We start from the raw sequence: 19,160 nt of genomic DNA, 5'->3' as shown, positions 1-19,160 counted from the left end.
AATGATAGCAATGGATGTAGCCGGGCCGCCCGGGGATCGTTCAGAAGATCTGCTTCATGCCCAGCATCAGCCCGAGCTGCTTGCCGCCGGGCGCCGGATTGGCGCCGGCCTGCCCGTTGCTGACCGACAGCGCCAGGTCGCCCAGATTGCTGATATAGCCCGCGGTGGCATAGACCGACGTGCGCTTGCTGAAGGCATAGGTGCCGCGCGCGGCGAACAGCCAGGCCTTGTTGGCGCTGTCGTGGTAGCGCAAGTGGAAGACCTCCCCGTCCACGCTGAAGGCGGGCGTGACCGGATAGGAGACGCCGCCGTACCAGAGATCGCTGCGCGGCGTGGTGCTGGCGCGGTTGTCGCGGCGCAGCCAGCCGAGGCCGACCTTGGCCTCGCCCAGCATGGCGTAGCCGTTGAGCGAGAGACGGTCGTCGCGCAGGGCGCTGCTGGTGAGCCCGGCGAAGGCGCCCGGGCCGCCGCGCAGCGAGTCATAGGCGGCCGCCACGCTCCAGCGGGCCGCGTCGTACTTGAGCAGGGCGGACCATTCGCGGCAGGCGCGCGCGTCGCCCGGAGTCTCGCCGGCGCAATTGGTGCCTGCCGGACTGGGGCCGGCATTGACGGTGTCGCGGCCGAAGCTGTAGGTCGCGCCCACCGTCAGGCCGCCGAACGTGCCCTTGTAGGCGAGAGAGTTGTCGGTGCGGGCGTTGGGGATGTAGCTGTCCAGCGAGCCCGAGCCGAAGGTGTTCGGCCCCAGCATGTCCGGTTCGGCCATGGCCCAGAACAGCATGGTGTACTGGCGGCCGAGGCTGAGTTGGCCCCAGTTGCCGGCCAGTCCGACCGAGGCTTGCCGCCCGAACAGGCGGCCGCCCTGGTTGCTGGCCCCGCTGTCGGGGGCGAAGCCGGACTCCAGCCAGAACACGGCCTTCAGGCCGCCGCCGAGATCCTCCGCGCCGCGCAGGCCCCAGCGCGAGGGCACCGTGCCGGACAGGCCGGGCATGCGCACGACATCATGCTTGCCGGCGCCGACATTGCTGACATATTCCACGCCGCTGTCGATGACGCCATAGAGCGTGACGGATTGCGGCGCGGACGATTGGGCCGATGCGATGGCCGGCAGGGACAGGGCGGCAACAGCGGCCCATTTCGTTGCCTGTTTTGCGGCTTGTTTCCCGGTTCGTTTCGTTGCTCGCATTGACGGTTCTCCCTTCTTCTCGTTGTGTAGCGAGCGGCAATGCGCCGCCCCGCCGCCAGGCCATCGGGCCTGCCGGATTCGTTGTTTTCCCTGGGATTGGGGTCCGGCATCCTCAGATACCGGACCGGGCCGCACGGCAGCCGTGCCGCGCGGCGGGGGGGGCAGCGTCAGTGCGCCGCAGTGGGGGCCGCTTGCGCGCCGCGCACGCCCGCGCGGCCGAGCAGGGCCACGCTCAGCGTGGCGGCGAGCAGGGGCAGGGCGAAGACGTAGTACAGCGAGCCGGTCGGCCAGCCGCCGTCGACCAGCACGCCCGCGGCGATGGGGGCCAGCACCGCGCCGAAGCGGCCCATGCCGATCGACCAGCCCATGCCGGTGGTGCGGTTGGCGGCGGGGTAGAGGATGGGCGCGAAGGCATAGAGGCCGGCCATGCAGCCGAAGATGCCGGCGCCGATCCCCATGGCCACGGGGAAGGCGATGGCCAGGGTGTCGACAACCATGCCGAAGCAGGCCATCAGCGCAGCGGTGAGCACGAAGCAGGTCCACAGCAGCGCCTTCAGGCCGACGCGCGCCGACATCACGCCGAACACCGTGCCGCCGACGATGCCGCCCACGTTGAGCAGCACGCCGCCGGTGATGCCCTGCTGGGCCGACAGGCCTGCCGCCACCAGCAGCTTGGGCGTCCAGCTCAGCACGAAGTAGAAGCTGAACATGATCAGGAAGAACGAGGCCCACAACATCAGGGTGTCGGCCGCCAGGCGGCCTGCGAACAGGCTGCGCAGTGCGCCGCGGCCCTCGGCCTCGCGCTCCCGGGCCACGGGGGCGGGCAGGACGGAGACCGGTGCGCGTTCCATGCGCCGCAGCAGGGTGTTGAGCTTGTCGAGCGCGCCCGCAGGTCGCCGGGCGACGAGGAAGTCGAGCGACTCCGGCAGGCGCGCAAGCACCACGGGGATCATGGCGGCGGTGATCAGCGCGCCGAACAGGAAGACACTGCGCCAGCCGTAGTGCATCAGCAGGAAGGCGGCGATGGCGCCGCCGATGGTGGCGCCGATCGGATAGCCGGTGGCCTGCAGGCTGATGCAGGTGCTGCGCCATTTGTCGGAGGCGTATTCGGCGGTGATCACGTTGATGCTGGCCAGCATGCCACCGATGCCGATGCCGGTGACCGCGCGCGAGGCCGCCATTTCCGCGACGCCGTGCGTGAGGGCCGACCACAGCATGCCGAGCGCGATGGTGACGAGGCAGAACAGGATCAGCGGGCGGCGGCCGAAGCGGTCGGCCCAGGGGGCGAGGAACAGCGAGCCGGCCGCCATGCCGAACAGGCCGGCGCTGAGCAACAGGCCCAGTTCCTTGCCGCTGAGCTTCCAGTCGGTGGTCAGGTGCGAGGCCGAGAAGGCCATGGCCAGCACGTCGAAGCCGTCCAGCATATTGAGCGCGATGCAGATCACGATGGCCATGACCTGGAAGCGGCGCATGGGGCCGTGGTTGATGGTTTCCCGGATGTCGGTTGTCATGGGTCTCCTCCTTGTGGAATTGCTTTGTTTGAATGTGTGGGAGCTTGGCGCTTGGCGCTTGGCGCTTGGCGCTTGGGGCGCAACGGCGCGCGTGGCCCGCCATCGCCCTTTTCCCGCTTGTGGAAAAGGGGCGCGGGGATAGGGGCGGCGCTTGCTGCCGCGCCCCGTCCGGCTAGAGGTCCAGCACCAGCACCGGCGTGCGCGCGCGCGAGCAGCACGGCAGGAACTGGTCGTTCGCCGCACGCTCTTCATCGGTCAGGTACTGGTCGCGGTGGTCGGGCTCGCCTTCCAGCACGCGTGTCAGGCAGGTGCCGCAGATGCCCTGCTCGCAGGAGGTGGGCACCTCCACGCCGTGGGCGGCCAATGCCTGCACCACCGTCTGTTCCGCGCCGACCTCGACAAGCTGGCCGCTGGTGGCGAGCTTCACCTGGAAGGCGCCGCCCGCGGCCTCGGCGGGCGGCGCGGCAAAGTACTCGCGGTGCAGGTTGGCCTCGTGCCAGCCGGCTGCACGCGCCTGGCCGAGCACCGCCTCGATGAAGCCGGCCGGCCCGCAGACGTAGAGATGCTTGCCGTCGCCTGGCGTGCCGACGATGGCGCCGAGGTCGGCGCGCTGCGCCGCGGGGGCGTCGTCGTGGTAGACGCGGGTGTGCTCGCGCAGCCCGGGCTCGGCCAGCCGCTCGCGGAAGGGGGTGCGCGCCGGCGAGCGCGTGCAGTAGTGCAGTTCGTAGCTGGCGCCGTCGGTGCGGAGTTGCTCCGCCATGGCCAGGATGGGCGTGATGCCGATACCGCCCGCCAGCAGCACCGAGTGCCGCGCATCGGCTTCCAGCGGAAACAGGTTGCGCGGTTCACCGACCTCCAGCAGCGCGCCGGTCTCCAGCGCATGCATGGCCGCGGAGCCGCCGCGCGAGGCCGCTTCGCGCAGCACGCCCAGGCAGTAGCGGTGGGTTTCGCCGGGGCGGTTGCACAGCGAATACTGCCGTACCAGCCCGCCGGGCAGGTGCACGTCCACGTGCGCGCCGGCGCTGAAGGCCGGCAGGGGCGCGCCGTCGGGCGCGGCCAGCTCGAACAGGCAGATGTCCGCCGCCGCCTCGGTCTTGTCGATCAGTGCGAGCTTCATGCCGCCCTCGCTTCGCGCGCCGCGGTTTCCTGCTGCAGCAGGCGCTCGATGACCCGGCGCGACTGCACGCCGCCGGCGTCGATGTTCAGCTTGAGCAGCTTGCGCTCGGGCAGCCGTTCGAGGTTGCGCTGCTGCGCCTCCAGCATCTCCAGGTCCTCGCCGAAGATCTTGCCCTGGCCTTCGCGGATGGTGGCGGTGAGCGCGTCGTCCTGCGGGCGGAAGTTGCGCGCCATGCCCCAGAAGTACCAGATCGAGGACTCGGTCTCCGGCGTGATGAAGTCCACCACGATGCTGCCGGCCTTGTGTTCCGGTGCGGCGTGATAGCCGCCCTTGCCGGCATGCGCCACGCCGACCTCGATCATCACGTGGCTGGGCGGCGTGAAGCGGCAGATCTGCCAGCGATCGCAGGGCACGTCGTCGGCCAGGCCGTTGCCGCGCAGCGCGGCGGCCCAGAACGGCGGCGGCATCACGTTCTCCATGAAGCGGCTGGTCACGACGGTGTCGCCTTCTGTCTTGGTGGCGGGCGCTGCGTCCTCGATCTCGGCCTGGCCGATGCTGCTGGCATGGACGTAGGTCTCGTGGGTCAGGTCCATCAGGTTGTCGATCATCAGCCGGTAGTCGCAGCGGATGTGATAGAGGCCGCCGCCGTATGCCCAGGCGGGGTTGTCGGCCCATTCCAGCGCGGGGATGGCGGCGGGGTCGGCTGCCTCGGCGTCGCCGGGCCAGACCCAGATAAAGCCGTGGCGCTCGACGGCGGGATAGCGCCGTGCCGGCGGGAAGCCGCCCACGCGCTGGCCGATCATCTTGGCGCAGCGCCCGTCGGCGCCCAGCGTGAGGCCGTGGTAGCCGCACACGAGCTGGCCGTCGCGCACGAAGCCGAGCGAGAGCGGCGCGCCGCGGTGGGGGCAGAAGTCTTCCAGTGCCGAGACCTCGCCGCCGGCGCCGCGGAACAGCACCATGGGCTCGCCGCAGATCCGGCGTCCGAGCGGCTTGTCGGCGATTTCGTCGGGCGTGCAGGCCACGTACCAGGTGTCTTTCAGGAACATCGTCTTCTCCTGTTGCCGGGGCGCGCGGCCCCGTTTCGATTGCGCGGGATGCCGCCGGTCCCGGCGGCCGCGGGGGCGGCACCGTGACAGGCGCATCGGAGGATGGGGTGGCGGGCAGCCGCAGGATGAGCGCCGTCGCGCCCGCGCCGATGCCGGCGAGGCGTGCGGAGACGGCGTTCAGGGGAGGGCGGCGCGCCCGGACGCTAGCGGCCGGGCCGGCGGATCAGGTTGCCGCCCAGCAGCTGGGACATGGCCTTCTGGTTCTGCAGTGCCAGCTTCAGGTTGCGGTGGGCGATGCGGCTGTGCTCGCGCATCAGCGCTTCGGCGCGCGTGCCTTCGCGGTGCTCGATGGCCTCGACCACGGCGCGGTGCTGGGCCTGCGCCAGCAGCAGCATTTCGCGCGCGCCTTCTTCGATCGCTTGCACCATCACGAAGGCGCTGGCGGAGGCGAAGGGCAGGTGGCTGGCCTTGTCGAGCTGGCGGGCGATCACCTCGCTGCCGGCGGCCTCCGCCAGCATCTGATGGAAGCGCTGGTTCAGGTCGACGTAGAGAGAGAAGCGCGTGGCCGTCAGCTCGCCGGCCAGCGCGGTGTCGATCTGTGCCACGCAGTCGCGCAGATCGTCCAGCAGGGCGGGGGCGACGCCGCGTTCCGCGGCCAGCCTGGCCGCCAGGCCTTCCAGCGTGCCGCGCAGTTCGATGGCGTCGCATATCTCGCTTTCGGCAAAGGACCGCACGGCGAAGCCGCCGGAGGGGATCGGTTCGACCAGGCCTTCATCCAGCAGGCGGATGAGTGCCGCGCGGATCGGTGTGCGCGAGACGCCGAGGCGCTCGGCAACCCATACCTCCGAAATGCGGGCGCCGGGCTGCAGCTCTCCGCTCAGCACGAGTTCCCGCAGGTTCAGAAGCGCCTTGACCGTCTGTGACGCGCTGCTGCCTTTGCTGTCCTGGGTGAAATCGTTGCCTGCTTCCATGGGGGCTCTCTCCTGCTTCGGGGGCGTGTTGGCGCGGTCATTCTATGTGCCGCGCTCATTGAATACACAGTGTATACAGCACTTCATGCGATTCCAAGTGGGTCAAGGGTAAACGATAGGAATTTCCGGGGAACATCGAGGATTTTGCTGTGATGTCTCGGGCTGTGACGTTGTTTATCCATTTTCTGCGTTCCATCTTGCTTTTGATGTATACAAATAAACGGGCATGCCGAGATCCGCTGCAAAAGCGACTGAGAATCCAGGACCTTGCGCCGCACTTGCAAGCCGGCCGGTCTCGCCCTACGGTGGAATTGCGCCTCGGTTTCCTTGGGGGCGTTCGTCCTGCACCGGATTGCCATGTCGCCCCGAAATCGCGCCGTCCTTTTCCTTCTGGGGGCGCTCTTCGCGTTTCCCCTTTCCTCTCAGACGAGGCCCGCCATGCCTCTTTCCGTGACTTCCTCCGCGTTCGCCGCCGGCGGCGCCTTGCCCGTGCGCTTCAGTTGTGAGGGCGCAGGCGTTTCGCCGCCGCTGGCGTGGTCCGGCGTGCCGCCCGGCACCCGCAGCCTGGCGCTGATCGTCGACGATCCCGATGCGCCGGATCCGGCCGCGCCCCGCATGACGTGGGTGCACTGGGTGCTGTACAACGTGCCGCCCGAGGCGGCGGGGCTGCCGGAGGCCGTGGCGCCGGCGCAATTGCCGGCGGGTACCCGGCAAGGCAGCAATGACTGGCAGCGCACGGGCTATGGCGCCGCTTGCCCGCCTGTGGGCAGGCACCGCTACTTCCACAAGCTGTACGCCCTGGATGTGGTGCTGCCGGACCTCGGCACGCCCGACAAGGGCAAGCTGGAGCATGCGATGCGCGGTCATGTGCTCGCGCAGGCGGAACTGGTCGGAACCTACCAGATGCAGAAGCCCTAGCCCGGCAGGCGCTTTCTTGCCGATGCGGCTGTGGCAGCGGCCGCGATGACAACGGCGTCCGGGCCGGTTGTCTGCCGGATGCTGCACAATAGCGCCATCGCAACTGGTAACCGACAAAGGAAAGGGCAGACGATGGCAAAGCCGAGCCGGCATCTTGGGCTGAAAGGCGTGGCGCTGTTCGAGGCGTCGAAGGGCGCACTGGTGATCGTGGCAGGCCTGGGCCTGATGGCGCTGCTGCACCATGACGCGCAGGCGATCGCCGAGGAGATTGTGCGCAAGCTGCACCTGAATCCCGGCATGCACTATCCGCGCGTCTTCCTGGAACTGTTCAACCAGCCCAGCAACACGCGCCTGTGGGCCATCGGCGGCTCCGCCCTGGTCTATGCCGCGATGCGCTTTACCGAGGCCTACGGCCTGTGGCGCGAGCGCACCTGGGCGAGCTGGCTGGGGGTGTGGTCGGGCGGTGTCTATATCCCGCTGGAGCTGTACGAAGCCGTGGCCCATCCGACCTGGCTGCATATCGGCCTGGCGGTCGCCAATACCGGCGTGGTGCTGTACCTGGCGCAGGGCTTGCGCAAGCAGGCTTGATGCCGTGCCGGACGCCGCGGCCTGCCGCAGGCTCAGCGGCCGCAGGCGTAGATCAGGAAGTCCCGCAGGGCCTCGGCCGGCCTGGCCAGTTCGGCGCCGGACTGCCATAGCAGCCCCACTTCCATGTCGGGGATCACGTCGGCAATGGGCCGGGCCTCGATCTCCTTGCCCTCCAGCGACCAGGGCCGGAACACCATGTCGGACAGCACCGTGATGCCGAAGCCGTGCGCCACCAGGCCGCGCAGCGCTTCCATCGAGGCGGTGCGGAAGGCCACCGTGGGCGTCTGCCGCTTGCTGCGCCAATAGCGCAGCGTCGATTCCTCGCCTTCGTCAACTGTCAGCAGGATATAGGGCCAGCCGGCGATCTGCTTGAGCGTGGGCGCGCCGCCCGCCAGCAGCGGGTGGCCCGGCGGCGCCCACAACTGCCGCCGCGAGCGGATCAGCGTATGGTGCGCGAAGCGCTCGGGGCGGCGCACATTGGACAGCAGCACCACGCCCAGTTCGATGTCTCCCGACAGCACCGCTGCCTCGATATCGGGCCGGTCCATGTCACAAAGGTCGAACACCACGTCCGGATAGTGCGCGCGGAAACGCGCCAGCAGGCTCGGCAGGAAATAGCCCAGCACGGTGTAGGAGGCGGCAAAGCGCACCGTTCCCGCCAGCTCGCGCACCTGGAAGCGCGGCTCGTGCAGTGCGTCTTCCACGGAATCCAGGATGCGCGTGACTCTCTGGTACAGGTGGTTGCCTTCGGCGGTCAGCGCCACGCCGTGCGGCAGGCGGTCGAACAGCCGCACGCCCAGGCGCTGCTCGAGCGCCAGCACGGCATTGGTGACGGCCGATTGCGAGACATGTTCGCGCGTGGCCGCCATGGAGAACTGGCCGGTCTCGGCGGCCGCCTGGAAATAGCGGAACTGGCGCAGCGTGACCTCCTTGGACAGGGGCGCCTCGCGCGTCTTCGCGGCTCTGGAGGGCTGTTGGGGTTGCTGGCCTGCCATGCGTTTTTCAGATATCAGGGCTGAGATTTCTTGATTTTACGATAGCGAGGGCCAAACCTACACTCGACGGACAAACGTGCAGCCGGAGACAATGCACATGAACCGTCCTCTATCGCCCAGCGAGCAGCAAGCTCTCGCTGACACCCTCGCATCCGCCAGCCTCGACGACAAGTACACCCTGCAGAAGGGCCGCGTCTACCTGAGCGGCACCCAGGCCCTGGTGCGGCTGCCGCTGCTGCAGAAGGCGCGTGACCTGGCCGCCGGCCTCAATACCGCGGGCTATATCTCGGGCTACCGCGGCTCGCCCCTGGGCGGGGTGGACCAGGCGCTGTGGAAGGCCAAGTCCCACCTGGCCGCCAGCGACGTGGTGTTCCAGCCGGGCGTCAACGAGGACCTGGCCGCCACCGCGGTGTGGGGCACGCAGCAGGTCAACCTCTTCCCCGGCGCCACGCGCGACGGCGTGTTCGCGATGTGGTACGGCAAGGGCCCGGGCGTGGACCGTTCCCTCGACGTGCTCAAGCACGCCAACTCGGCCGGCTCCTCTAAGCACGGCGGCGTGCTGGTGCTGGCGGGCGACGACCATGCCGCCAAGTCTTCCTCGGTGGCCCACCAGTCCGAGCACGTGCTGCTGGCGTCGGGCATCCCGGTGCTGTATCCGTCCAATGTGCAGGAATACCTGGACTACGGCCTGCATGGCTGGGCCATGAGCCGCTACTCCGGCCTGTGGGTGGCAATGAAGTGCGTGACCGACGTGGTGGAATCCACCGCTTCGGTGGAGATCGATCCGGAGCGCGTGCAGATCGTGCTGCCGCAGGACGTGGCGATGCCCGAGGGCGGCCTCAATATCCGCTGGCCCGACCCACCGCTGGCGCAGGAAGCGCGCCTGCTCGACCACAAGTGGTATGCGGCGCTGGCCTATATCCGCGCCAACAAGCTGAACCGCGTGGTGCTCGATTCCCCCGACGCCCGCTTCGGCATCATGACCGCCGGCAAGGCCTACCTGGACGTGCGCCAGGCGCTGTCGGACCTGGGCCTGGACGACGACACCTGCCGCCGCATCGGCATCCGCGTGTTCAAGGTCGGCTGCGTGTGGCCGCTCGATGCACAGGATGCCCGCGAATTCGCCACCGGCCTGGAGGAAATCCTGGTGGTGGAAGAGAAGCGCCAGATCCTCGAGTACGCGCTCAAGGAAGAGCTGTACAACTGGCGCGAGGATGTGCGGCCCAAGGTGTACGGCAAGTTCGACGAGCGCGGCAACCAGGGCGGCGAGTGGTCGCAGCCGCGCGGCAACTGGCTGCTGCCGGCGCACTACGAACTGTCGCCCGCGCTGATCGCCAAGGCGATCGCGCGGCGCCTGGAGAAGGCCGACCTGCCGTCCGATGTGCGCGAGCGCATCGCCGCGCGCGTGGCGCTGATCGAGGCCAAGGAGCGCGACGCGGCACGGCCGCGCCTGACCGTGGAGCGCAAGCCCTGGTTCTGCTCGGGCTGTCCGCACAATACCTCGACGCGCGTGCCGGAGGGCTCGCGCGCGCTGGCCGGCATCGGCTGTCACTACATGGCGATGTGGATGGACCGCAAGACCGACACCTTCAGCCAGATGGGCGGCGAAGGCGTGGCGTGGACCGGCCAGATGCACTTCACCAGCGAGAAGCATGTCTTCGTCAACCTGGGCGACGGCACCTATTTCCATTCGGGCCTGCTGGCCATCCGCGCTGCCATCGCCGCGCGCGCCAACATCACCTACAAGATCCTGTTCAACGACGCCGTGGCGATGACCGGCGGGCAGCCGGTGGACGGCGTGCTGACGGTGCCGCAGATCGCTCATCAGGTGGTGGCCGAGGGCGCGCAGGAGATCGTGGTGGTGACCGACGAGCCGGAGAAGTACGGCGATGGCAAGATGCTGCCGGCCGGTGTCACCGTGCACCACCGCGATGAACTCGACGCCATCCAGCTACGCCTGCGCGATACCGCGGGCGTGACCATCCTGATCTACGACCAGACCTGCGCCACCGAGAAGCGTCGCCGCCGCAAGCGCGGCACGATGGCGGACCCGGCGCGGCGCGCCTTCATCAACGATGCGGTATGCGAAGGCTGCGGCGATTGCTCTGTCAAGTCGAACTGCCTGTCGGTGGAGCCGCTGGAAACCGATCTCGGCACCAAGCGCAAGATCAACCAGTCCTCGTGCAACAAGGACTTCTCCTGCGTGAACGGCTTCTGCCCGAGCTTCGTCACCGCCGAGGGCGCGCAGCTGCGCAAGCCGCGCGCGGCCGGCGGCAAGGCGGGGCTGAACCCGGCCGAGCTGCCGCAGCCTGCGCTGCCCGCGCTGGACCGCCCCTACGGCATCCTGGTGACGGGCGTGGGCGGCACCGGCGTGGTCACCATCGGCGGCCTGCTGGGCATGGCGGCCCACCTGGAGCGCAAGGGCGTGACCGTGCTCGACATGGCCGGCCTGGCGCAGAAGGGTGGCGCGGTGCTGTCGCACGTGCAGATCGCACCCTCGCCGTCCGGGCTGCATGCCACCCGCATCGCCACCGGCGAGGCGCGCCTGCTGATCGGCTGCGACGCCATCGTGTCCGCCTCGCCCGAAGTGCTGTCCAAGATGCGGCTGGGCGTGACCGCCGCGGCCGTCAACAGCGCTAACACGCCGACCGCCGAGTTCATCGGCAACCGCAAGTGGACCTTCCCCGGCGCCTCGGCCGAGCAGGAACTGCGCGGCGCCGTCGGCGAGGCCTGCGCCTTCCTCGACGCCAATGCCTGGGCGCTGACCCTGCTTGGCGATGCGATCTATTCCAACCCGCTGCTGCTGGGCTTCGCCTGGCAGAAGGGCTGGATTCCGCTGTCGCAGGCCAGCCTGGTGCGCGCCATCGAGCTCAACGCCGTGTCCGTGGAGAAGAACCTGAGCGCCTTCGACTGGGGGCGTGCCCTGGCCTACCTGGGCGAGGATGCCGTGCGCGCGCGGCTGCACGCAGCGGCACCGGCCCAGGTCATGCCCATGCCGGAAACGCTGGACAGCCTGCTGCGCCGGCGCGAGGCCTTGCTGACGGACTATCAGGATGCTGCCTACGCGCGCCGCTACCGCGCCGTGGTCGAGCGCGTACGCGCCGCCGAGGCCGCAGTGGCGCCGGGCGGGAAGTTGGCGCTGACCTGGGCGGTGGCACGCAACCTGGCCAAGCTGATGTCCTACAAGGACGAGTACGAAGTGGCGCGCCTGTATGCTGACCCGGCCTTCCTCGACAAGCTGCGCGCCCAGTTCGAAGGCGAGCCGGGCAAGGACTACCGCCTGAACTTCTACCTCGCGCCGCCGCTGCTGGCGCGCAAGGATGCGCAGGGGCGCCTGGTGAAGCGCCGCTTCGGCCCCGCCGCCTTGACCGCCATGCGCCTGCTTGCGCGGCTGAAGGGCCTGCGCGGCACCATCCTCGATCCCTTTGGCAAGACCGCCGAGCGGCGCGAGGAGCGGCGCCTGATCGACGACTACGTGGCAATGGCAGAGGAATTCGCCAAGTCACTGTCGGCGGCCAATCTGGACACCGCCCGGGAACTGGCGGGCCTGCCGGACGATATCCGCGGCTACGGGCACGTCAAGGAGCAAAGCGTGGCGCAGGTGGCGCAACGGCGCGAAGCGCTGCTGGCGGCATACCGCACGGCGCAAGGTGCCGGCGAGGTGGCCGCCTAGTCGCCAGGGTGCGTAGCCGCATCATCGCGCCACCGCGAATTTTTTCGCGGCAGCGTGTAAGGGCGTGGCGGTCCCCGCGACGAATGGGCTCATTCCCCGTTGCTGGAGACTGCCATGCACCCCGTCCTCACCAAGCCCCTGTTCGCCGCCGCTGCCGTGCTTGCGTTCGCCACGGCACTTCCCATGGCAGTGCATGCCCGCGCCGCCGGCGATCCCGCCACATCCGCCGCGGCGGACGGTGCCTTGCGGCTGGCCGGGTTCGATCGCAGCGGGGTATCTTCCGATCCGGCACACCGGTTCGAATCCTATACAGATGGCGCCCACGCAGGCAGAGCCGATGTCTTCACGGAAGGCGCCTTTCGGCTGGCGGGCATGGACCGCAGTGGCGTGTCGTCCGATCCGGCGCATCGCTTCGATTCCGATAAGGATGGCTTCCGCGCCGGCATGGATGTCGACACCGATGGCGCCCTCCGGCTGGCCGGCATGGACACGCGCGGCGTGTCGGCGGCGCCCGGACGTGCGGCGGAAGGGGGAGCGGTGGATGCGATGGCCTGAGTGGCGTCGCCCCGTTGGCGACTGCTTTGTGGCGGCACCCCGGGTGGGACACACGCGCACGGTGCGGTAAGCGCCGGCGCGCGGCCGGCGCCCCGATCTGCCTAGCCGGCGCGTATCACCACGCGCTGGTCGATGGCGCCGAAGATCGATCCTCCCTCGCCATCCAGCACCTCCATGCGCACGCGGTCGCCGTGGCGCAGGTAGGGGTGGAGCGCGCTGTCGGGGACGCCGGCCAGCATCTGCCTGACGCGCGCCTCGGTGATGCAGGCATTGCCGCTGGCCGGGTCCGCGTTGCTGATGGTGCCGGCGCCCACGATGCTGCCCGCGCACAGCGCCCGCGTGCGGGCCAGGTGCGCGAGGATGTGGCCGAAATGGAAGACCGTCTCCTCGCCTGCGTGCGGATGGCCGAACCAGTCGCCGTTCAGGTGGATCCGGACCGGCAGGTGCAGCATGGCATCACGCCAGGCTGTGCCGAGCGCCGCGGGTGTCACCGCCACCGGGGCGAAGCTGGTGGCCGGCTTGCTCTGGTAGAAGCCGAAGCCGCGCGCCAGTTCCGCGGGAATCAGCCCGCGCAGCGAGACGTCGTTCAGCAGCACCACCAGTGCGATATGGTCCAGCGCCTGTTCGGAGGTGACGCCCATCGGCACGTCGGTGGTGATGACGGCGATTTCGGCTTCGAGGTCGATGCCGTGGGCCTCATCCACGGCAACGATGTCCTGCGTGCCGCCCAGCATCACGTCGGAGCCGCCTTGGTAGACCAGCGGCTCGTCTTCATAGCGGGGCGGGATCGGCTCCTTGCGCCACTGGTAGATCAGCCGCGCATGGTTGCGGTAGACCGAGGCGTCGGCCCATTGGTAGGCGCGCGGCAGTGGCGCCAGGCAGGCGGGGGCGTCGAATGGCTCGGCGGCGCGCCAGCCGTCGGCATCCAGCGCGCGGCGCAGCGCGTCCAGCCTGGGCGCGGCCGATGCCCAATCGTCCAGCGCTGCCTGCAGCGTGGCGGCCACCTCGGGCACCGGCTGGCAGCGCCGCAGATCGTCGCTGACCAGCACGAGTTGGCCATCGCGGCCGCCGCGAGCGCGGGTGGCCAGCCGCAGCGCGGCCTGTTTCACGGTCGGGGCGCTCATGCCTCGGCTCCCGCAGCGCGGCGCTTGACCGTGTCCCAGCGCGCGAGTTCGGCATGAGCTTGCTCGGCATAGGCGCGCACCACGGCCGGCGGCGCCACCTCGGTGGTCAGTTCCAGGCGCAGCCCGTTGGGATCGAAGAAGTAGATCGACTCGATGTAGCCGTCGTGGTCGACCACGCCCAGCACCTCGACGCCATTGGCGCGCAGACGCGCCTGCATCGCTGCCAGCGCCTCGCGGTCGGCGACCATCAGCGCGATGTGGTTGACCCAGGCCGGCGTGTTGGCGCTGGGCGCGGCCGCCTCGTCGTCGCCGAGGTCGAAGAAGGCGATATGCGAGCCGTCATGCAGGCGGAAGAAGATGTGCACGTAGGGGCAGGGCTCGCCCGTGCTGGGCACGGTGTCCTTCTTGATGACGTGCACCAGCGGCAGGCCGAGGATGTCCTCGTAGAAGCGGCGCGTCTGCTCGGCGTCGCGACAGCGCCAGGCGAAGTGGTGCAACCGCTCGATCGGGCGCGCCGCGGGGGCGGCTTGGTCGGGCATGGGGTTTCTCCGGTGTCAGTGTGTCTTGGATGCCGCGGCCGGGCGCGGCGGGTATTCCTGAAGAGGCGCTAGTCGAGCGAGATATGGTTGGCCTTGATGATCGGCCCCCAGCGCTTCGCTTCCTCACGCGCCAGAGCGCGGAACTGCTCGGGCGTGCCCGGCATGGGCTCGAGGCCGTAGTCGGTGAAGCGCTTGATCACGGCGGGCGTGCGCAGGGCCTTGTTCAGCTCCTGGTTGAGGCGGCCGGTGACCGCTGCTGGCAGGCCGGCGGGGCCGAGCACGCCCTGGAAGGCGAAGACCTCGACGTCGGCCACGCCGAGCTCGGCCAGCGTGGGGACCTCGGGCAGCACCGAGGAGCGGTTGCGCGAGCCGATCGCCAGCGGCCGCACCTTGCCGCTCTGGATCACGGACAGCCCCGAGGCCAGGTCGAGGAACATCACCGGGACCTGGCCCGCCATCACGTCCTGCATCGCTGGCGCGGCGCCGCGGTAGGGAACGTGGGCCAGGTCGACACCGGTGCGGTTCTTGAACATCTCCATGGCCAGGTGATGCGGCGAACCGTTGCCGACCGAGGCGTAGTTGACCTTGCCCGGATTGGCGCGCACGTAGGCCATGAACTCTTTGAAGGTCTTGGCCGGGAAGTCCGGGTGCACCACCAGCGCCAGCGGAAAGCGGCCGATGGCGCCGATATAGGTGAAGTCCTTTTCGGGGCTGAAGGGCAGCTTCTTGAACAGGTACTCATTGAAGGCCATCAGCGCGTTGTCGGCCGACATGATGGTGTAGCCGTCGGCCTTGGCGCGCGAGACCAGTTCCGCGCCGACATTGGTGGCGGCGCCGGGGCGGTTCTCGACGATCAACTGCTGGCCCAGCGTGGCACGCATGCTGTCCGCCAGCGTGCGCGCCAGGTTGTCGGTGCCGCCGCCGGGCGGGTACGGTACGACCCACTTGATCAGCTGGCTGGGGTAGGGGGCCTCTGCCCGTGCCAGCGGTGCTACGAGCAAGCCGGCGAGCAGGCCGGCGGCGGTGGCGGTGAATTGGCGGCGTTGCATGTGTGTCTCCCGTGTGTTTGTTGTGGCGTGTCTGCTGTGTGGTGTTGTGGCGAAGGCGGGTGCCTTCAGGCGCGGATGCCTTGCGCGTCGGGCGGCAAGGCGCAAAGCGAAGGGGTGGGCAGGTCGCGCAGCGCTGCATCGATGGCGCGGTGGCAGCCGGCCTCGTCGGCCAACTGCTCGCACAGCAGCAGCGCCAGGCGCGCGAGGAAGAGCGCCTCGCGCTCCGGACCCGCCTCGGTGATGGCGTGGGCGCAGTGGGTGTAAACGCGGTCGCGTGCGTTGGCTTCCATGGTCATGCCAGGTTCTCCTCGATGCGGTCGGCGGCGTGGCCGCAGGCGCGCGCCATGGCGCGCAGCAGGGTGTCGGGGTCGGCGCGCTGCCAGCGGCCGGCCACGTGGCCGTCGGGCCGCAGAAGGTAGGCAGCGACGGCGCCGGCCGGGTCGGCGCTGTTGCCGGTCTGAGCGCCGGGGCAAGGTGCGGCGCCTGCCATGCCGTAGCGCGCATGCACCACTCCCTGCGGGTCGGGCAGCGTGGCGACACTTGCTCCGACCGCCGGGGCGGCGGCGTCGCGGTCGATGCGGACCACGCGCACCGGCAGCGGCGCTTTGTTCAGCTCCGCGGCAAGCCGTTCGGCCTGCGCTTGCGGCGCGCCGAACAGCAGCACGGTGAAGCCGGCCGGGGCGAACAGGTCGCTCAGGTGCGGACCGTCAGCCACGGGCAGCATTTCTTCGAAGGGCGCGCCGGGCGGCAGGCCGCCGGCCAGTGCGTCGCCGGGGCTCGACAGGGGCGAGTCCGGGTAGTGGATGGCGCTGGTCTGGCGCGGATTGATCAGCTGGGCGATCTCCGGGTGCGCCCCGGCCAGCGACAGGCAGGCCTCGCGCATCACGTCGAAGCCGCGCGACGGGGGCGACATGAACTCGGTACTGCGCATGGCGCTGGCCGCATTGACGTGGAAGGCATGCACACGCTCTTGCGAATAGCTGTCGAGCACGGCCGCGGGCGCCGCGCCGCGCACCACGGCCGCTAGCTTCCAGGCCAGGTTGTCGGCGTCGTCGAAGCCGGAGTTGAGGCCGCGCACGCCGAAGATGGGCATCGCATGCGCCGCGTTGCCGGCGAACAGTACCCGGCCGTGGCGGTAGTCGGCCAGCGTCATCGCGCCGGCCCGGTAGACGGACGTCCAGACCGGATGCCAGGGCAGGTGGCCTTCGCCGATGGCATCGAGGTGGCGCTGCACGAAGGCCTGCACGTGCTCGGGCGAAAGCGCATCGTCGGCGTCTTCTTCCGGGCGGAGCTGGTAGTCGATGCGCCAGATGTCGTCGGGCTGGCGGTGCATCAGGATGGTGGAGCCAGGCCACCAGGGCGGGTCGAACCAGGCGCGGCGCTCGGTCGGCGCGCTGCTGGGCAGTTCGATGTCGATGATGGCGTAGCGGCCTGCGTAGCCGGTGCCTTCCAGTTTCAGGCCGAGTTCGCCGCGCACGAAGCTCTGGCCGCCATCGCAGGCCACCAGCCAGCCGGCGCGTGCCGCGTAGCGGCCGAGTGCGTTCTCAAGCGTGACATCGACACCCTCCATGCCGGCGTCGATGGCGACGAGGCGCGTGTCCCAGCGCACGTCGATCAGGCCGGGGGACGCGGCATTGCGGCGCGCGATGGCATCGAGCAGGTACTGCTCGATGTAGTACTGCTGCAGATTGATCATCGGGGGGTACTTCTGCGCCGGGTCGTGCGGCATGGCGAAGTGCAGCACTTCGCTTTCCCGGTAGAAGCTGCGCCCGCTGGTCCAGGCGAGGCCCTTGTCGAGGAAGGCATCCACCGCGCCGAGCCGCTCGACGATCTCCAGGCTGCGGCGCGAGATGCACGCCGCGCGGCTGCCTTCGCAGACGCTGTCGTCTGCCTCCACCACCACCGAGGCCACGCCGTGCGCCGCCAGCCCGAGCGCCACGGCCAGGCCGACGGGGCCGCCGCCAGCGATCAGCACGGCATGGTGCCCCGGTTCGTGCCCGTCGGCCAGCAGAGGCAGGGTGGGAGAGTAGCGGCGGTAGGCGAAGGGGCCGATGCGGTCGATGCGTGGGTTCATGGTTTGCGGGGTCTGTCGCTGCTGCCAGGGTGGGAGGGTCGGGCAGCGGTTGCAATTTCCGCATTCTTGAGCAAACATCTCGTCGCGTTGTCCTAATTTTTTACTACAGGGTTTCCCTTGGTCGGGGCACGAGAAGCAGGCAAGGGGCAGGCAAGGGGCAGGCAAGGGGCAGGCAAGGGGCAGGCAAGGGGCGGCAGGGATCGGCAAGGAAGCAGCGAGGCCATGAAGCGTTGGAAGGTGCGTACCGCAGAAACGTCGTCGGCGTCGATCCCGGTGGGGTTTGCCGTGCGCGTGGTGGCGGCCATCGGCACGCCGGAGCTGGCGCGCGGACTGCTGGAGGCGATGCAGCGCCTGATGCCGGCCAGTCACTGCACGGTCTTCGCGCTGGAAGGCGACGGGCGCGTGTCGGCGGTCTCGACCGCGAGCGCGCATGGCGTGGTCGCCTCCATCACGGCCACCGAGTACTATCGCAACGGATTCGACCTGATCGACTCGAACATGGTGTGGCTGGCGCGCAAGCAGACGCCGCGGCGCTCGCAGACGTGGCTGAGCCACCAGTGCGCGGGAGAGGTGGCAGACCCCGACTACCGCCGCGTCTGCTACGGCGAGCCCGGCATCCGCGAGCGCACCTCCGTGCTGCTGCTACTTGATGACGGGCGGCGCATCGCGGTCAGCTTCTACCGCAACCTGGCCTTCGCTCCCTTCGGCCCGCAGGACTTCGACACCATCGCCGCCTGTGCGCCGCTGCTGCAAGAGGCGGTGATCGCCCATGTGCGGCAGGTGGGGCAGCATTCGGCGGGAGCCGGGCTGCGGCAGAAGATCCTGTCGTCGCTGCCCAGCCGCGAGCGCCAGGTCATCACCCATGTGCTGGCGGGGCGTACCACGCGGGAGGCGGCGGAGATACTGCGTCTGGCGCCGACCACGGTGCTGACCTATCGTTACCGTGCCTTTGCCAAGCTCGGCGTGCGCACGCAGCGTGAGCTGTTCGCCATGCTCGATCGGCTGCCGGCCAACGTGGCGCCGGCCGGGCGCGTCGCTGACTGAGGGGCGGATCCGGCGCGCCGGTTCATGGCGCCGACCCTGGGCCCGTTGAAGGCGCCGGCCCGGTGCGCCGGCCGCGCACCATGCAATGAACCAAGACCGCCGGCAGGTGCCGGCCCGAACAAGGAGTGCCATGTCATCCCCGTTGGAACGTTCCAAGCATTTTTCGATGCTGCGTGAGCTGCAGCTGGCCGATCTCTTCACGCTGGGCAACGCTGCCTGCGGCATGGGTTCGGTCTTCTTCGCGATGTTCTACGTGGCGGGGCAGAATCTGCAGGATTTCTTCATCGCCGCCGCGCTGGCGCCGGCCGCCTTCATCTTCGACGTGCTCGACGGCCGCATCGCGCGCTGGCGGCACCAGCATTCCGCGCTCGGGCGCGAGCTGGATTCGCTGGCGGACATCATTTCATTCGGGGTCGGGCCTGCCACGCTCGCCTTCGCCGCCGGCCTGCGCGGGGGCTGGGACCTGGCCGTGCTGATCTACTTCGTCTGCTGCGGCGTCAGCCGGCTGGCGCGCTTCAACGTCACCGCCGAGCAGCTTTCGGCCGGCAGCGACAAGGTCGCCTACTTCGAGGGCACGCCGATCCCCACGAGCGTGCTGCTGACGGGGGTGCTGGCCTGGTGCGCATCGCAAGGCCGTATCGGCGAGCTGGTCTTCGGCGGCGTGTGGACGATCGGGCCGGCCGATCTGCACCCGCTGGCGCTGCTGTTCGTGCTCTCCGGCACGCTGATGGTCAGCAAGACGCTGCGGATCCCCAAGCTCTGAAGTCCTCTGC

Annotated in this window: 17 protein-coding genes; 6 read left to right on the top strand and 11 right to left on the bottom strand. The window is 69.4% G+C overall.

Features of this window, described 5'->3' with window-relative positions; genetic code table 11:
* Positions 1-40: 40 nt before the first annotated feature.
* The 5 genes from AC1Z3O_RS28830 to AC1Z3O_RS28810 form a co-directional block, all read right to left on the bottom strand.
* Positions 41-1,183 carry a porin gene (locus AC1Z3O_RS28830; RefSeq protein ID WP_483519792.1) on the bottom strand — a complete coding sequence of 381 codons (1,143 nt, stop codon included), beginning with the start codon at positions 1,181-1,183 and terminating at the stop codon, positions 41-43.
* 167 nt (positions 1,184-1,350) lie between these two features.
* On the bottom strand, positions 1,351-2,694 hold the full coding sequence (locus tag AC1Z3O_RS28825) for an MFS transporter (RefSeq protein ID WP_483519791.1): 1,344 nt from the start codon (positions 2,692-2,694) through the stop codon (positions 1,351-1,353).
* A 172-nt stretch (positions 2,695-2,866) separates the two neighbouring features.
* Positions 2,867-3,811: a PDR/VanB family oxidoreductase gene (locus AC1Z3O_RS28820; RefSeq protein ID WP_483519789.1), complete on the bottom strand. Its 945-nt coding sequence runs from the start codon at positions 3,809-3,811 to the stop codon at positions 2,867-2,869.
* The gene (locus AC1Z3O_RS28815) at positions 3,808-4,857 is read right to left on the bottom strand and encodes an aromatic ring-hydroxylating dioxygenase subunit alpha (RefSeq protein WP_483519787.1); all 1,050 of its coding nucleotides are present in this window, start codon (positions 4,855-4,857) and stop codon (positions 3,808-3,810) included. Before AC1Z3O_RS28815 ends, AC1Z3O_RS28820 begins: the two co-directional genes overlap by 4 nt.
* Positions 4,858-5,060: 203 nt before the next feature.
* Complete coding sequence (locus AC1Z3O_RS28810) at positions 5,061-5,828, bottom strand: GntR family transcriptional regulator (RefSeq protein ID WP_483519785.1); 768 nt, start codon at positions 5,826-5,828, stop codon at positions 5,061-5,063.
* 438 nt (positions 5,829-6,266) lie between these two features.
* Here AC1Z3O_RS28810 and AC1Z3O_RS28805 point away from each other — a divergent pair, with 438 nt between their 5' ends.
* Positions 6,267-6,746, top strand: a complete 480-nt coding sequence (locus AC1Z3O_RS28805; protein ID WP_483519784.1) for a YbhB/YbcL family Raf kinase inhibitor-like protein — start codon at positions 6,267-6,269, stop codon at positions 6,744-6,746.
* A gap of 132 nt (positions 6,747-6,878) precedes the next feature.
* Positions 6,879-7,334, top strand: a complete 456-nt coding sequence (locus tag AC1Z3O_RS28800; RefSeq protein ID WP_483519782.1) for a DUF2127 domain-containing protein — start codon at positions 6,879-6,881, stop codon at positions 7,332-7,334.
* A gap of 32 nt (positions 7,335-7,366) precedes the next feature.
* Here AC1Z3O_RS28800 and AC1Z3O_RS28795 read toward each other — a convergent pair whose 3' ends face one another.
* Positions 7,367-8,329 carry a LysR family transcriptional regulator gene (locus AC1Z3O_RS28795; protein ID WP_483519780.1) on the bottom strand — a complete coding sequence of 321 codons (963 nt, stop codon included), beginning with the start codon at positions 8,327-8,329 and terminating at the stop codon, positions 7,367-7,369.
* Between the two features lie 97 nt (positions 8,330-8,426).
* On the opposite strand from AC1Z3O_RS28795, the gene AC1Z3O_RS28790 reads away from it, so the two are divergent.
* Entirely contained in the window at positions 8,427-12,002 is a 3,576-nt protein-coding gene (locus tag AC1Z3O_RS28790) for an indolepyruvate ferredoxin oxidoreductase family protein (RefSeq protein WP_483519778.1), read from the top strand.
* Between the two features lie 114 nt (positions 12,003-12,116).
* The gene (locus AC1Z3O_RS28785; protein WP_483519776.1) at positions 12,117-12,557 is read left to right on the top strand and encodes a copper resistance protein CopQ; all 441 of its coding nucleotides are present in this window, start codon (positions 12,117-12,119) and stop codon (positions 12,555-12,557) included.
* Positions 12,558-12,658: 101 nt separating this feature from the next.
* Here the strand turns inward: AC1Z3O_RS28785 and AC1Z3O_RS28780 are convergent, their stop codons facing one another.
* The 5 genes from AC1Z3O_RS28780 to AC1Z3O_RS28760 all read right to left on the bottom strand — a co-directional run bounded on the left by AC1Z3O_RS28780 (position 12,659) and on the right by AC1Z3O_RS28760 (position 17,343).
* A complete protein-coding gene (locus tag AC1Z3O_RS28780; protein WP_483519774.1) occupies positions 12,659-13,681 on the bottom strand; it encodes a fumarylacetoacetate hydrolase family protein in 1,023 nt (340 codons plus the stop codon).
* Positions 13,678-14,220, bottom strand: coding sequence for a VOC family protein (locus AC1Z3O_RS28775; protein WP_483519772.1), 543 nt, complete (start codon positions 14,218-14,220; stop codon positions 13,678-13,680). Before AC1Z3O_RS28775 ends, AC1Z3O_RS28780 begins: the two co-directional genes overlap by 4 nt.
* 68 nt (positions 14,221-14,288) lie before the next feature.
* Positions 14,289-15,269 carry a Bug family tripartite tricarboxylate transporter substrate binding protein gene (locus AC1Z3O_RS28770; protein WP_483519770.1) on the bottom strand — a complete coding sequence of 327 codons (981 nt, stop codon included), beginning with the start codon at positions 15,267-15,269 and terminating at the stop codon, positions 14,289-14,291.
* A gap of 65 nt (positions 15,270-15,334) precedes the next feature.
* Entirely contained in the window at positions 15,335-15,565 is a 231-nt protein-coding gene (locus AC1Z3O_RS28765; RefSeq protein WP_483519768.1) for a hypothetical protein, read from the bottom strand.
* Positions 15,562-17,343 carry an FAD-dependent monooxygenase gene (locus AC1Z3O_RS28760; protein ID WP_483519766.1) on the bottom strand — a complete coding sequence of 594 codons (1,782 nt, stop codon included), beginning with the start codon at positions 17,341-17,343 and terminating at the stop codon, positions 15,562-15,564. Before AC1Z3O_RS28760 ends, AC1Z3O_RS28765 begins: the two co-directional genes overlap by 4 nt.
* 222 nt (positions 17,344-17,565) lie before the next feature.
* Between AC1Z3O_RS28760 and AC1Z3O_RS28755 the strand changes: the two genes are divergently transcribed.
* Complete coding sequence (locus tag AC1Z3O_RS28755) at positions 17,566-18,387, top strand: LuxR C-terminal-related transcriptional regulator (protein WP_483519764.1); 822 nt, start codon at positions 17,566-17,568, stop codon at positions 18,385-18,387.
* Between the two features lie 130 nt (positions 18,388-18,517).
* Positions 18,518-19,150 carry a CDP-alcohol phosphatidyltransferase family protein gene (locus tag AC1Z3O_RS28750; RefSeq protein ID WP_483519762.1) on the top strand — a complete coding sequence of 211 codons (633 nt, stop codon included), beginning with the start codon at positions 18,518-18,520 and terminating at the stop codon, positions 19,148-19,150.
* The last annotated feature ends 10 nt before the right edge of the window (positions 19,151-19,160 follow it).

This window comes from Cupriavidus sp. 09_S30 (genome assembly GCF_056930435.1).
The sequence above is the reverse complement of the archived record's forward strand: the minus strand, read 5'-3'. Positions and strand labels throughout refer to the sequence as shown.

Bases quoted from the DNA above. Each gene is read 5' to 3' on its own strand.
- AC1Z3O_RS28800 (WP_483519782.1), top strand. From the start codon at position 6,879: ATGGCAAAGCCGAGCCGGCATCTTGGGCTGAAAGGCGTGGCGCTGTTC.
- AC1Z3O_RS28785 (WP_483519776.1), top strand. From the start codon at position 12,117: ATGCACCCCGTCCTCACCAAGCCCCTGTTCGCCGCCGCTGCCGTGCTT.
- AC1Z3O_RS28830 (WP_483519792.1), bottom strand. From the start codon at position 1,183: ATGCGAGCAACGAAACGAACCGGGAAACAAGCCGCAAAACAGGCAACG.
- AC1Z3O_RS28765 (WP_483519768.1), bottom strand. From the start codon at position 15,565: ATGACCATGGAAGCCAACGCACGCGACCGCGTTTACACCCACTGCGCC.
- AC1Z3O_RS28755 (WP_483519764.1), top strand. From the start codon at position 17,566: ATGAAGCGTTGGAAGGTGCGTACCGCAGAAACGTCGTCGGCGTCGATC.
- AC1Z3O_RS28815 (WP_483519787.1), bottom strand. From the start codon at position 4,857: ATGTTCCTGAAAGACACCTGGTACGTGGCCTGCACGCCCGACGAAATC.
- AC1Z3O_RS28770 (WP_483519770.1), bottom strand. From the start codon at position 15,269: ATGCAACGCCGCCAATTCACCGCCACCGCCGCCGGCCTGCTCGCCGGC.
- AC1Z3O_RS28810 (WP_483519785.1), bottom strand. From the start codon at position 5,828: ATGGAAGCAGGCAACGATTTCACCCAGGACAGCAAAGGCAGCAGCGCG.
- AC1Z3O_RS28795 (WP_483519780.1), bottom strand. From the start codon at position 8,329: ATGGCAGGCCAGCAACCCCAACAGCCCTCCAGAGCCGCGAAGACGCGC.
- AC1Z3O_RS28750 (WP_483519762.1), top strand. From the start codon at position 18,518: ATGTCATCCCCGTTGGAACGTTCCAAGCATTTTTCGATGCTGCGTGAG.
- AC1Z3O_RS28790 (WP_483519778.1), top strand. From the start codon at position 8,427: ATGAACCGTCCTCTATCGCCCAGCGAGCAGCAAGCTCTCGCTGACACC.
- AC1Z3O_RS28775 (WP_483519772.1), bottom strand. From the start codon at position 14,220: ATGCCCGACCAAGCCGCCCCCGCGGCGCGCCCGATCGAGCGGTTGCAC.
- AC1Z3O_RS28825 (WP_483519791.1), bottom strand. From the start codon at position 2,694: ATGACAACCGACATCCGGGAAACCATCAACCACGGCCCCATGCGCCGC.
- AC1Z3O_RS28780 (WP_483519774.1), bottom strand. From the start codon at position 13,681: ATGAGCGCCCCGACCGTGAAACAGGCCGCGCTGCGGCTGGCCACCCGC.
- AC1Z3O_RS28805 (WP_483519784.1), top strand. From the start codon at position 6,267: ATGCCTCTTTCCGTGACTTCCTCCGCGTTCGCCGCCGGCGGCGCCTTG.
- AC1Z3O_RS28760 (WP_483519766.1), bottom strand. From the start codon at position 17,343: ATGAACCCACGCATCGACCGCATCGGCCCCTTCGCCTACCGCCGCTAC.
- AC1Z3O_RS28820 (WP_483519789.1), bottom strand. From the start codon at position 3,811: ATGAAGCTCGCACTGATCGACAAGACCGAGGCGGCGGCGGACATCTGC.